Genomic DNA, 12,765 nt, shown 5'->3' on the forward strand with positions numbered 1-12,765 from the left:
GTAGGAGAATAGACATGTTAACTGGTGCTGAATTATCCGCCTCGATAGACAAACTGCTCGCGCTGCGCAAAGAGATTTGGCAGGCGTTTGTAGATACCTTTATTATGCTTGGTATCTCAACGACGGTCGCCATAGTGATCGGCGGTTTGTTTGGGGTTTTCTTATTTTTATCTAGTGATCGGCAGTTTTTGCAAAACAAGACGCTATACGGTGTGCTTGGGGCGATTACCAACTTTATGCGCGCCTTCCCATTTGTGATTTTGATGATTGCCATGAGCCCTTTTACCAAAGCCATCGTTGGCACCGGTATTGGACCGATTGCCGCCTCTTTGGTACTGGCGATTGCGGGTTCCTTTTACTTTGCACGCTTGGTTGAACAAAACCTGCGTGAAGTGCCACGTGGTATTATCGAAGCAACTGAATCGATGGGCGCCCGTCCTTTTACCATTATCAAAGTGCTGCTTAACGAAGCGCGGTCTGGCTTGGTATTGTCGGTCACCATTTTATGTATCAGCTTACTGTCGTTTTCGGCAGCTGCCGGTATGATTGGCGGTGGCGGTTTGGGTGATTTGGCGATTCGTTATGGCTATTATCGCTATCAGACTGAGGTGATGGTATTTATTGTCGTCATGCTGTCGATTATGGTTATCGGCATTCAGGCCTCAGGTAATTGGATAGCCATGCGTTTGGATAAGCGCTAAATTTTATCTATAAAATAAATATAAACAGTATTAGTCATTGGCTCTTAAAGTACGCATATTAAACGTTTGATATGAATAATGCTCAAGCTTTAATGCCGATTCATCCTAAGCAAATGCTTGACTTTGTAACTGATTCCCTTTAATTTTGATACTATCTTAACAACCCTTAACTTAGCAGCATTACTATTCATAATGTTGCTTTTTTAATGCGGGTTTTAAATGTTGATACTCAATCCCCTATTCCCATCCCTTATTAAGGAAGTTTCATGAAATTAACAGATATCAGCCGTCAAGTAGCCACAGCATTTGCTGCGGTTGGCGTATCAGGTCTTGTATTGGTCGGTTGCAACAACTCATCAGCGCCAGAAGCCAACAAAGAGCCAGTCACTGAAGGCGCAACGGAAACAACGACCACAGAAACAGCCGCGACCAGCGATATCGATCCTGAGCATAGCAAAATTGTCATCGGCACCACCGAAGGTGACTTTGCCGATATGGTACGTAACCAAGTAAAAGGCTCGTTAGAAGCACAAGGTTATGAAGTTGAGCTCGTCACATTTACCGATTATGTGCGTCCAAACATCGCCTTGGCTGATGGTGATTTAGACATCAACATCTTCCAGCATAAGCCTTATCTTGATACCTTCAAAAAAGAAAATAACCTTGATTTGGTTGAAGTCTTCCAAGTACCAACAGCCCCACTTGGCATCTATTCAGGCAAAAAGACGAAAATCGATGAGGTCTATAAAGGCATGAGCGTTTCTGCGCCTAATGACCCAAGTAACTTTGCGCGTGCGTTAGTGATGATGAATGAGCTAGGTTGGATTACGTTAAAAGACAATATCGACCCATTGACCGCCTCAAAAACCGATATCGCTGATAACAGCAAATACGACATCAAAATCGTTGAGCTAGAAGCTGCCCAGCTACCACGTGCGCGTGATGAAGTTGACTTTGCTATCATCAATGGTAACTATGCAACTGATGCCGGTATCAAGCTGACTGAAGCGCTATTCCAAGAGCCAAGCTTTGCTTATGTCAACTGGTCAGCTATCAAAACTGCTGATAAAGACAAAAAATGGGTAAAAGACGTGACCAACGCTTATAACTCAGAAGCCTTTAAAAAGTATGCGCATGATAGTTTCCCAGGTTACAAATACCCAAAAATCTGGGGTACTGATACCGCTGCTGCCCCTGCGACTGCTTCTACAACAGCTACTGCTCCTGTTACAGAAGCTGCTGCTCAGTAATTGCTTGCCTCATGATTTGAGATAGTTTATGCCAATAAAGTATCTTAAAAATTAAATAGAAAAAGCCCATTATTAAATAATGGGCTTTTTTTGATCTGTATTTTAGTAATGATAAACAAAAAATAATTTAAATGACGTTACAGCCTGTTTGTCGTTTGTAGGAAAGCGTCACCCGTCCTTTCACTTACCGCTACTTTTTTCTATAGTGGTTAGGTTAAGCTTAATAGAAGCTGAGGCTAATAGAAATTGAGAACATTATATTTCTGATTAAATCCTATATTAATAAATATAAAAGCTATTAATAAATCACAAAAACAACAAGGACAATAATATGCGTGCTAAAACTTATAATATTCGCACCGCTGGACAAGCGAACATTCCGGTACTCGGACTGGGTACATGGCAATCAACGGGACAAGACTGTATCGATGTCGTCAGCCAAGGCCTAAAAATGGGCTACGAGCACATTGATACCGCCCAAGCTTATGATAATGAAAAAGAGGTGGGAAAAGGCATTAAGCAATCAGGTGTTGCTCGCGATAAGTTCTTTTTAACGACCAAAATATTCCCTGATGACATGAAGTTTGAGCCAGAAAAGCTTATTGCTGCTGCTAAGCGTTCATTAGAAAACTTAGATACCGATTACGTTGATTTGCTGCTACTACATTGGCCTGATGATCGTGTGCCTTTATCCGAGACCATCCCCGCGCTTTGTGAGCTCCAAAAACAAGGGCTGACGCGCAATATCGGGGTGTCTAACTTTAATATCGCCAATATCATCGAAGCCAAGCGCTATGCTGATGTGGCTATTGCGGTCAATCAGGTGGAGTTTCACCCCTTTATTAAGCAAAAAACGTTGCAGACCTTTTTAAATAATCACCATATTTTATTAGAAGCGTATTCGCCGCTTGCCCGCGGAGATGTGTTTGATAATAAAATCATTAAAGACATCGCTGATAAGCATGGGATTACCCCAGCACAAGTGTCGCTGGCGTGGATTTTATCCGACAAGCAGCGTCTTGCGATTCCAAAAACGTCCAATCCTGAGCACTTACAAGGCAACTTAGATGCTGTCAAGGTAACGCTCAGTGCAGATGAACTTGAGAAAATCGGCAGCTTAGCGCGTAGCGACGGGCGTAAAATTAAGCATCCGGATTATTCACCAGAATGGGATGATTAATAAATAATATTTATTTGAATACTAGCAACAAAAAAGCCAGTGATAAAGGTCACTGGCTTTTTTATATTTAACGCTTTTTACGATAACTATTGATAATTATTATTGTCAGCGCGATTACTGCTGTAAAGTCTTGGTTTCATGTACTTTTTCAGCAGGATTATATTGCTCAGAAGAAGGGATTGCGCCATTACGATTGTTCTCTTTCATCGATTTGGCCACTTCTGGCGGCATATAATTTTCATCATGCTTGGCCAATACTTCGCCTGCGACAAAGGTGTCGCCTTGCATTTTACCGGTTGCAACCACGCCTGAGTTTTCAGCGAACAAATCTGGCAAGATACCTTGATAAGTCACGGGCACGGTCGATTCAAAGTCGGTGATAGCAAATTCAATGCTTAACGGGTCATCTGGCGCACGTTGGACACTACCAGCAACTACCATACCGCCAGCACGGATACGCTTATCCTGCGGCGCTTCACCTTGTGCAATGGCGGTGGCGTCAAAGTAGTAATCGGTCTGTTGCCCAATGGCATAAATCACCAACACCACGGCAATCGCCGCCCCTGCAAGCGTAAACATAACCCACATCAGTTTTTTGCGACGAACTGCGTTCATACCTCTACCTCATTGATGAGTCGCTGTTTTACAAACTGCTCGTCTGCAAAACAGAAAATATTAAAGAAATTCCTATTAGACTGACTTGATAACAAGCCCGTCCAACCGTACTTTTCTAATACCTATATGGTAGCATTTTTTGCCCAAATCAATAAGCCCCCTCGCAACTGATGAGATCATATATTTACTATTGGATAATAATAATTTTATAAGCTAAAAATTTGATATTAAAAAGGACTGTTTAAGGAGAATTGTTAAGAGGATTGTTTGGTCGCAGGATTAGGGGTTTTAGCAGCGCGCTGTGCTTGACGCGCTTGCTGAATCGTTAGCTGCTTGATAAGCGCTTGCCGCTGACGACGGCTATAGATGATAAAAATCAGCATCATGCCGACCGTAATTGCCCAGCATGACCAGACAAACACCCCATGCTCACCCATGGCGATAAACTCAGAGACGCTATAAAAGTAAGGCTGCATCATATTTCCCTAGCCGTTATTTGGTTTGTTCATGGTTATATTTTATGGGACTATTTATTTTGTCCACGAACGTATTCTTTTACCCACGCTTTACCTTGGTCACGGTATAAAATCAGAGTATTGGTACGATAAATAGCCAACGTTGCAACCAATAAATAACTGCCAATAATCATCAGTAATAATGGCAGCCACATATCCGCCGACATTTTTGGTGCTGCAGTCAGCGTAAAGGTTGAGCCTTGGTGCAAGGTATTCCACCACTGTACTGAGTACTTGATAATGGGTAAGTTGACAGCGCCAACGATGGACAAAATAGCCGCCGCTTTACCACGATTGGCGGTATGTTCGAAGGCGGCAAACAATGCCATTACCCCCGCATACAAAAACGCCAAAATGAGCATAGATGTCAAGCGCGCATCCCAAACCCAATACGTACCCCACGTCGGTTTTGCCCAAATAGAACCGGTCAGCAAGCTAATCACACAAAGCAAAAAACCCATCGGCGCTAACGCTTGCGCCACAAGGCTCGCGGTTTTAATTTTCCATACCAGATAAATCACACCCAGTACGGCTAAAGCAAAGTAAATGGAGATAGCCAAACTGGCGGCTGGTACATGGATAAAGATAATGCGATAGCTATTGCCTTGCAGATAATCAGGCGGCGCAAATGCCAAGCCCCAAACGCTACCGATGAGCAGGCAGAGACCGGCTAGTATCGCCAGCCACTTAACCCAAGGCGCAAAGATGCGAAAGAACTCCTTAGTACCCACTGTGGTCAAGAAAACTTGCCAGATGCGTTGCCACAGGCTAGGAGATGAGACATTATTCAGGTTGGGCATGGGAATAAACCTATTACGCAGCTAGTAGTTATCGAGTAAAACGCATGATTCATACGACTACCCGCTAACTTGCTGGCGTTGAACGCTGGATAGAATCTACACGTGACTGTTTGTTTAATAGACTATTATAGCAAAGTTGCCGGTTTTCACCATGCTGTTAATATAAAGGGTTTTAATGAGAAAAATAATGACATACCAGCATGGGTTTTTAATTAAGCCATGCCATTTTTAACGTCATTGCAATCACCCATGGCATCACCAGTACCGAAATAATACTACCTGCCAATAATAAAGCCAAAATCGGCAAGCCATTGAGACCTGTGGCAAATAAATCAACCGCACCCGTGGCAAAAATCAATACCGGTAATTGCATTGGTAAGGCTATCAAAGGCACTAACACGGCACCATTTTTTAGCGATAACGTCAGACTACTGGCAACCGCTGAAAGCATAAGCAGCATCGGACTGCCAGTGATAATAGACGCCATCAATATCCACGCCTCAAACCAGCTCAGCTGAAATAAAGGCACGGCAAGCAAACTTAATACGGCCACGATACCACTACTAAAAATCCAATGGATAACCAAACGAATCAGCACCCATAATGGCAGCGACGCTTTGGCGACGACCAATTGTGCCAGCGTACCATTATCAAGGGCAGGTTTAAACAAACCGTCAACACCCATCACCAGTGACAATAGAGCTGCAATCCAAACTGCCGACACCCCAAGGCGTTGTAATAAAGCAGGCTCGCTACCAACGGCTAACGGAAATAAGGTGATAATCACTAAAAACAATACCAGAGGATATAACCACTGTACTGCCCCTTGCTGCTTGACCTGCCATTCGCGCCGCCAAAGCTGCATAAAGCTGATAGCGCGCGCAGCAGCTGCACTAGCATTCGAAGTATTAGCATCCGAGCTTGTATTCACGGTTTTTACTGCACTGTCTGTGTCTATCATTTATTCGCTCTTCCACTAATGCTTGTCGCACTTATATTGACGCTTGTTGCAGTTAGATTGATGCTTATGGCAGTTATATTGCTAGAATTTACACCATATAATCGGACAAATCGAGTACTTGATTGGCAACGCCGACGGCCTGATGACTGGTCATTAATATCGCACCGCCAGCCGTGGCAAATTCGCGCAATCTGTCTTCCATGCGCGCCACCATATCGACATCAAGCGCGGTAAAGGGCTCATCAAGCAGCCATAAAGGGGTGACGTCCGGCGTTAATAAATACAAGCGTGCAAGGGTAATGCGCCGCGTCTGTCCCGCAGATAAATGGCTTGAGCTGATGGTCTCAAAGCCTTGTAATCCTACCCACGTAAGGGCGTCATCAATATCAGCCGTACTTGGGCTAATGCCATATAAATTGAGCAAAAAGGTAAGATTTTGGGCGACGGTCAGGTTTGGATGAATGCCCAATTGATGCGACACATATAAAGGCTGCACGGGTAAGCTTACTGCTCCTTGATAAACAACTTCACCGCTTAGCACTGGCAATAATCCAGCTAATTGCATCAGTAGCGTCGTTTTGCCCGTACCATTAGCACCAACCAAGTGACAGATGCTACCGGCAGCCAGATTGAGCGTCACCCCTTCACATAAAGGAGTTTCACCGCGCTGAACCGTCAGCTCATCGAGCGCAAGTAAAGCTGTATTCAGAGCTGTCATCCAAACCTCTCATTATTTATTAAGCAGCAGGCAATATTCATCACAAACACAGATGAGGTTCATGGCATAATACTTTATGCTTACCACAACCACACAGTATAACAAATTGTCGATTACTATGACCTCAAAACCTATGCAGACTTCAAAAGATATTCAAAACCCAGCGCAAAAATCAGACACGCCGATGCTAACCCTAGACAGCTTAATCGAGGCACAAGTTGCCTTTATGCAGCAATGGCTATGTACACAAGCGCAGCCGCTATCAATGCAAGCTTGGCAGTGGTTTGGCGAGCAGCCACTGAGTAAATATATCAGTAGCGATGATTTGCAGCATCTTATTAATGACTGGCTTCTTAAACAGCCGCTCAGCGAGGTGGTACGTCGCGATATTCGTGATATTTTGCATACTATTATTTATCATCCCGTTAATGATAATGTGCCTTTATCAGAATTGGTCGATGACACGCAAGTTGAGATTCTAGCCAGCTACGTCGGTAGTCATGAAGAGCAGCGTAATATCTTGGTTCATACACTGGTCGGTAATGAAACCTTTGCAGACTTATTAACGCAAACGCTGTATCACGCTATCAATGATTTTATGGAATCCACGCTAGATAAAGCCGGTGCTGCCGGTAAACTCATGAAGTTTGGACGTAGCTCGTTTGAAAAAGCAACCAATCGCAATCTTGATGAAAAACTGCAGACGTACCTGCATCGCAATATTAAAGATTTAGCGCATAAAGCAGAAGCCAATGCCCAAGCGCATTTATCCAATGAAGAGGTTGCGCGTTTATTGGTAACCGGTTGGGGGCGCATCAAAGAAAAGCCGATTAGCGAAATCCAAACTTATTTACGTGATGAGCCTAACGATAGCAGTATTGAGCATATTGAAAACAGCATCCAACAAAGCTATAACCGTTTGCGCCTATCCCCTTATTTACACAGCCTTGTGGCAGCGGGCGTCGATACTTGGTATAGCAACCATCAGGCCGATAGCATGGCCAATATCGCGGCAAGCCTACATATCGATGAGCAGGCAATAATGCAATTGAGTACTGCCCTGCTCCCTGTCGTCACTGACGCCCTTGAAAGCTCATGGGTTACGGCGCATATAACAGATATGCTGCAAGCGTTTTACGCCCAGCCTAGTATCAAAGCAGGATTGATATTTGGCAGCGATTAATCTGCTGTTGTAGCGTACGGTTTATGATTTAGTTTTTAAATTTCACCTTTTATTAGTTAGCCTACTATCCTATGAGCCAATCTCCTAAACTCAGCTTATGGCAAAGAATTAAACAGCTGCTTAACATATCGGCTGTGCAGGCTATTATTGATGATATCAAGGCGGCTAAAGACTTAGACTTAGATTTGGGTTCAGATTTAGACATAACAGAACAGGATAATAATAACTCTCATCCTTCAAAAAATAAGAAAGATAGTATTCAAACTCGTCCTAAAGACAGTGACAATGACAATGACAATGACAATTATGATACGGATGTCAGCGGCTTTAATCCTGATTTAAATAATAATTTAAATCGCAACATAAACCACAGCTTTGATGACCGTTCCGATGACGTCATTTATAACAGCCTTAGTAGCAATATTGATAGTAGGTTAGATAGCAGCACTGATACTGATACTGATACTGATACTGATACTGATACTGATACTGATACTGATACTGATACTGACGCTTATTTTGATAATGATATCGAAGGTATGACAAAGCAAAATAGTGATGATGACACCCCGATTGTCAATTATCTTAAGCAGTATTTTGACGAGCAACAATGGCACTATAACCATTATCGACCTAGAACCAGTGGCAATAAAAATATTGACAGCCAGCAATCACACCATTTGTCTTTGAGGATGCGTAATAAAAAGCTTGATTGCGGCTATCTTTTTCGTGTGCAAGAAAAAAGCAACTTACTGGCGGTCTACGGTATTTTGCCGTTTTTGATACCCGAAAGCCATCAAAGCGCCGCCATGTTACTGATTACCCAAATCAATTACGACATGCTGATTGGCAATCTTGAGATGGATATCAATGATGGCGAGATACGCTACAAAAACGCCATCGATGTCGAAGCGGTCGGTATGGATGAAAACACCATTGAGCATTTACTACAAAGCGTCATCGCGATGACCACGGTTACTTATGAGATATTTAGTGACTTGGTCAACAATCAAAATCCTGCTACAGAATTGCAAGACTTACTGATGACGCTACATCAGCAAGAGGATGCACGAACTTTTTTCTTACCAACCCAATTTGTTCAATAATCAATCAAACTAGATATCTGTGCTTTTATAACTTCTCATTAGTATCTTATTCTCAAAAGCCTATTTTCAAAATCTTACTTTCAAAGTCATTAAAACCCTTTAGTCTTAAAAACTCTCTCAAATAGAAACCATTTAATATTATGCTAAAAATTGCTTACTCTGACATTTTTCGTTATTCCGTACCCGAAAAGCACCGCTTTCCCATGCAAAAATACACCATGATTCCTGAGCGCTTATTGGCTGAAGGAACCATCAATAATGAGAATTTTTTTGCTCCGAAACGTCTAAGTGAAGAGGAAATTTTAACCACCCATACAGCGGACTATTGGCAGCAGCTTAAAACCCAAACCTTACCACGTAAAGAAGCGCGCGCCATTGGCTTTGAGATGACACCAGAATTGGTAGAGCGCGGGCGTTATATTGCCCATGCCACTTATGAATGCGCGTTATTCGCCCAGCAATATGGCGTGGCGATGAATGTCGCTGGTGGCACCCATCATGCCTTTGCCAATCATGGTGAGGGATTTTGTGTTTTTAATGATGTGTGTATTGCCAGCAATTTATTATTAAATCGCGGACAGGCGCAACGAATTTTAATAGTTGATTTAGACGTTCATCAAGGTAACGGCAATGCCAGTATCATGGCGGATGAGCCGCGCGTTTTTGTCTTTAGTATGCATGGCGCGAAAAACTACCCGTTTCGTAAACAAGTATCAGACTTAGATATTGAGCTGGATAATGATACGGGTGATGTAGAATACTTACAGATATTAGAGGATACGCTGCCGCGCTTAATCAATGAATTTGCGCCAGATATGATCTTTTACCAATCTGCGGTCGATGTATTAGCAACTGATAAATTGGGCAAACTTAGTCTGACGATAGAGGGTTGTAAGGCGCGTGATGAGTTTGTCCTACAACAAGCTAAAGCGGCCAATATTCCCGTGGCTATCGTCATGGGCGGCGGCTATTCAGAAGATATCGAAGATGTGGTTGAAGCGCACTGCAATACATTTCGTTTGGCACAACAGCTGTTTTTTGCAGAATTGATTGAGTAATGTGCAACTGAGAAAAAGGCGCGACAAAATAACGTAAGAAAATTAGAGAGATTAGCGAGAGTCTAGATGGCAAAAATATTGATAGGCATAGGCATTTTTCTGGTTATTATCGGCGTTATTTGGCTGCTGTTTCCAAATGCGTTTTCATGGATAGGCAATATGCCAGGCGATATCAAACACACTTCAGGCAATACCAGAATATATTTTCCAGTCGTCACCATGATTATCATCAGTATCGTTGCCACCATACTGTTAAATTTGTTTAATCGCTAAACTTATTCAATCGCTAAGTTTATAGCAACGCCGTTATCCCCTGCCAACCCACGCGAATACCTAGCACGATGAGAATCAGTAAAATAAGCTGGCGAAAGCGTGCTTGTGGCAAGTAGCGGCGTAAGCGAATACCAACTAACAGCGCGGCGATAGATAGAACACTAAGCAGAGTAATCAGCTGCCACTCACCGTGACTGAGCGCCATGATAGGCTCACGCAAGACAATAATCTGGGCAATTTTACCCAAGAAATAGCACATGTTGCCGACTTTGGCGATGGTATGCTTATCGTCACTTGCGGACAATAAATACATCATTAATATGGTCGACATGGCATTGGTCGCACCGCCAATAATGCCTGCACTCAGACCAACGATAATCAGCACAGGCTTGGTATTGGGCAGACGAACTTGCTTACCGAGCAAGCTACTGACGACATAAAAGCCAATAACCGCTGCCAATACCAATAAGATATAAGCGCTATCGACCCACAGCAACAATTTTGCACCGAGCATACTACCGAGCAGGCTGGTGAGTGCCAACAACCAATAGCGCCTGCCGTAATAGATGAAATTTTGCCAAATAGTACGCCCGCCACCCGCTAGCCAAGTCATGGCATTAAGTAATAATGAGGGAAAAATCACTAGAACAATAGCATGGGGTAACGGATAGATACTGGCAAGCGCGGTGGTGGTTACTAACGTCACACCCAATCCGCTAATACCGTGCAGCAATGATGCCAGTGCAAAGATTGCTATCAGTAATAACGTCTGGGTGCTATCGTTATCCATCATATTCGTCATAGAAACTTACGACCTAATAGCGATATTGACAACAGATATCGACGACAGTAGAAACAGCATCACGAGGCGGTTTCTTATGATTGGTTATGATTGATGACGTTGCCAAATTGTTTCGCCAATAATAGTAGCCAGCTGCTTGGCTATCTCATCTTTGCTCGCTTTCTCAAGTACTACGCTATCGTGCTCATAACGCTCTGAGAAAAATACTTGCATGGCATTATCATCACTGGCAAAACCAATATCTGCACGTGAGACGTCATTACAAGCGATTAAATCTAAATCTTTAGATACTAGCTTGCCACGCGCATAGTGCTCGACATCTTGCGTTTCTGCTGCAAAACCAACGACAAACAGCTCAGGATGGGCAAGCGAAATCGTCGCTAGGATATCAGGGTTTTTAACCAAGCTTAGCGTCATGGCATCTTGGGTTTTTTTGATTTTTTGCGGCGCCGCTTCTTCAGTACGATAATCAGCGACCGCCGCAGTGGCGATAAAGATATCAGCAACTTTTACGCTGTCATCGGTGATAATCTCAGCATGTTCATGTTCATGTTGATGCGCTTCACCGCAATCACAATCGCCATGCTGATGAGCATGGTCGTGGCTGTGTTCATGAGAATGATCGTGAGAATGGTCATGATCTTCTTCAGGCAGATACTGTAGCGCGATATGCGTACCATCGACACATTGCTGCGCTGCTATCAACATGTCCTTAGCTGACAGGACATCAATGCGCGTGACATTGAGCGGTGTTGGCAGCGCAACTTTGCCACCAGCAATCAAAATAACCTCTGCACCAGCGGCCACACAAGCACGCGCTAAGGCAAAGCCCATTTTCCCTGAAGAATGATTGGACAAATAACGCACCGGATCGATGGCTTCTACCGTCGGACCTGCAGTAATCACCACGCGTTTACCTGCCAATAACTGCGGCGTGGTTTGCATGGCATTAAAAAGCAGTACTTCGGCTAATAACTCTTCAGGCTCAGGCAAGCGCCCTGCTCCGACATCACCGCATGCCTGCTCGCCGCTGGCTGGTTGGATAATTTGGTAATTCATATCGCGCAGGGTTTGCACATTCAGATTCACCGCCGGATGCGCCCACATTTGCTGGTTCATCGCTGGCGCAATAATGACCGGCGCTGTCGTTGCAAGGCAGACAGTGGTCAATAAATCATCTGCCATACCCATCGCAAGCCGTGCCAAAGTATTGGCTGAGGCAGGTGCAATGATAATTAAATCGGCCCATTTAGCAAGCTCGATATGACCCATCCCCGCTTCTGCTTGCTCATCAAGTAATGAGATATGTACCTCATTGCCCGTCAAAGCCTGCAAGGTAAGAGGCGTGATAAACGCTTGTGCGCCTGTGGTCATAATGACGCGCACATCAAAGCCCGCCTTGATAAGTAGACGGGCAAACATAGCAGATTTATAAGCGGCGATACCGCCGGTGATAGCAAGCACAATATTTGACATAAGCATGGCATCAATAAAAAAATGAAAGATAAAAATTGCGCTTATAGTAACAATTATGCGATAAGTTAGGGGAAGTTTTGTAGATTTATCTCCGTTATCTGACACTTATCCCCATTATGAAGGAGTG

At 43.7% G+C, this 12,765-nt stretch carries 14 protein-coding genes; 7 read left to right on the forward strand and 7 right to left on the reverse strand.

Annotated features, from left to right (window positions below; translation table 11 throughout):
- Window positions 1-14: 14 nt before the first annotated feature.
- The 3 genes from ACP7AA_RS02805 (at window position 15) to ACP7AA_RS02815 (ending at window position 3,131) form a co-directional block, all read left to right on the forward strand.
- A complete protein-coding gene (locus tag ACP7AA_RS02805) occupies window positions 15-701 on the forward strand; it encodes a methionine ABC transporter permease (RefSeq protein WP_149488683.1) in 687 nt (228 codons plus the stop codon).
- Between the two features lie 266 nt (window positions 702-967).
- Complete coding sequence (locus ACP7AA_RS02810; RefSeq protein WP_426222583.1) at window positions 968-1,951, forward strand: MetQ/NlpA family ABC transporter substrate-binding protein; 984 nt, start codon at window positions 968-970, stop codon at window positions 1,949-1,951.
- A gap of 331 nt (window positions 1,952-2,282) precedes the next feature.
- Complete coding sequence (locus tag ACP7AA_RS02815; RefSeq protein WP_426222584.1) at window positions 2,283-3,131, forward strand: aldo/keto reductase; 849 nt, start codon at window positions 2,283-2,285, stop codon at window positions 3,129-3,131.
- A 114-nt stretch (window positions 3,132-3,245) separates the two neighbouring features.
- On the opposite strand, the gene ccmE is transcribed toward ACP7AA_RS02815, so the two are convergent.
- The 5 genes from ccmE to ccmA form a co-directional block, all read right to left on the reverse strand.
- A complete protein-coding gene (gene ccmE, locus ACP7AA_RS02820; RefSeq protein WP_426222585.1) occupies window positions 3,246-3,746 on the reverse strand; it encodes a cytochrome c maturation protein CcmE in 501 nt (166 codons plus the stop codon).
- A 254-nt stretch (window positions 3,747-4,000) separates the two neighbouring features.
- On the reverse strand, window positions 4,001-4,225 hold the full coding sequence (gene ccmD / locus ACP7AA_RS02825; RefSeq protein WP_372830399.1) for a heme exporter protein CcmD: 225 nt from the start codon (window positions 4,223-4,225) through the stop codon (window positions 4,001-4,003).
- Window positions 4,226-4,272: 47 nt separating this feature from the next.
- Entirely contained in the window at window positions 4,273-5,061 is a 789-nt protein-coding gene (gene ccmC / locus ACP7AA_RS02830; protein WP_201565070.1) for a heme ABC transporter permease CcmC, read from the reverse strand.
- A 208-nt stretch (window positions 5,062-5,269) separates the two neighbouring features.
- The gene (locus tag ACP7AA_RS02835; protein WP_426222637.1) at window positions 5,270-5,926 is read right to left on the reverse strand and encodes a heme exporter protein CcmB; all 657 of its coding nucleotides are present in this window, start codon (window positions 5,924-5,926) and stop codon (window positions 5,270-5,272) included.
- A 184-nt stretch (window positions 5,927-6,110) separates the two neighbouring features.
- A complete protein-coding gene (gene ccmA, locus ACP7AA_RS02840; RefSeq protein ID WP_296173975.1) occupies window positions 6,111-6,740 on the reverse strand; it encodes a heme ABC exporter ATP-binding protein CcmA in 630 nt (209 codons plus the stop codon).
- Between the two features lie 76 nt (window positions 6,741-6,816).
- Here ccmA and ACP7AA_RS02845 point away from each other — a divergent pair, with 76 nt between their 5' ends.
- From ACP7AA_RS02845 to ACP7AA_RS02860, 4 genes are all read left to right on the forward strand, one after another.
- Window positions 6,817-7,923, forward strand: a complete 1,107-nt coding sequence (locus tag ACP7AA_RS02845) for a hypothetical protein (RefSeq protein WP_426222586.1) — start codon at window positions 6,817-6,819, stop codon at window positions 7,921-7,923.
- Window positions 7,924-7,994: 71 nt separating this feature from the next.
- Window positions 7,995-9,029, forward strand: a complete 1,035-nt coding sequence (locus tag ACP7AA_RS02850) for a YbjN domain-containing protein (protein WP_426222587.1) — start codon at window positions 7,995-7,997, stop codon at window positions 9,027-9,029.
- Window positions 9,030-9,169: 140 nt separating this feature from the next.
- Entirely contained in the window at window positions 9,170-10,087 is a 918-nt protein-coding gene (locus tag ACP7AA_RS02855; RefSeq protein ID WP_426222588.1) for a histone deacetylase family protein, read from the forward strand.
- A 66-nt stretch (window positions 10,088-10,153) separates the two neighbouring features.
- Complete coding sequence (locus ACP7AA_RS02860; RefSeq protein ID WP_201624653.1) at window positions 10,154-10,360, forward strand: DUF2905 domain-containing protein; 207 nt, start codon at window positions 10,154-10,156, stop codon at window positions 10,358-10,360.
- Between the two features lie 19 nt (window positions 10,361-10,379).
- Here ACP7AA_RS02860 and ACP7AA_RS02865 read toward each other — a convergent pair whose 3' ends face one another.
- Window positions 10,380-11,162, reverse strand: a complete 783-nt coding sequence (locus tag ACP7AA_RS02865; RefSeq protein WP_426222589.1) for a TSUP family transporter — start codon at window positions 11,160-11,162, stop codon at window positions 10,380-10,382.
- 84 nt (window positions 11,163-11,246) lie between these two features.
- Window positions 11,247-12,638 carry a bifunctional phosphopantothenoylcysteine decarboxylase/phosphopantothenate--cysteine ligase CoaBC gene (gene coaBC / locus ACP7AA_RS02870; protein WP_426222590.1) on the reverse strand — a complete coding sequence of 464 codons (1,392 nt, stop codon included), beginning with the start codon at window positions 12,636-12,638 and terminating at the stop codon, window positions 11,247-11,249.
- Between the last annotated feature and the right edge of the window lie 127 nt (window positions 12,639-12,765).

This window comes from Psychrobacter sp. DWR1-2-3, from assembly GCF_049896465.1.
GTDB classification, from domain to species: Bacteria; Pseudomonadota; Gammaproteobacteria; order Pseudomonadales; family Moraxellaceae; genus Psychrobacter; species Psychrobacter maritimus.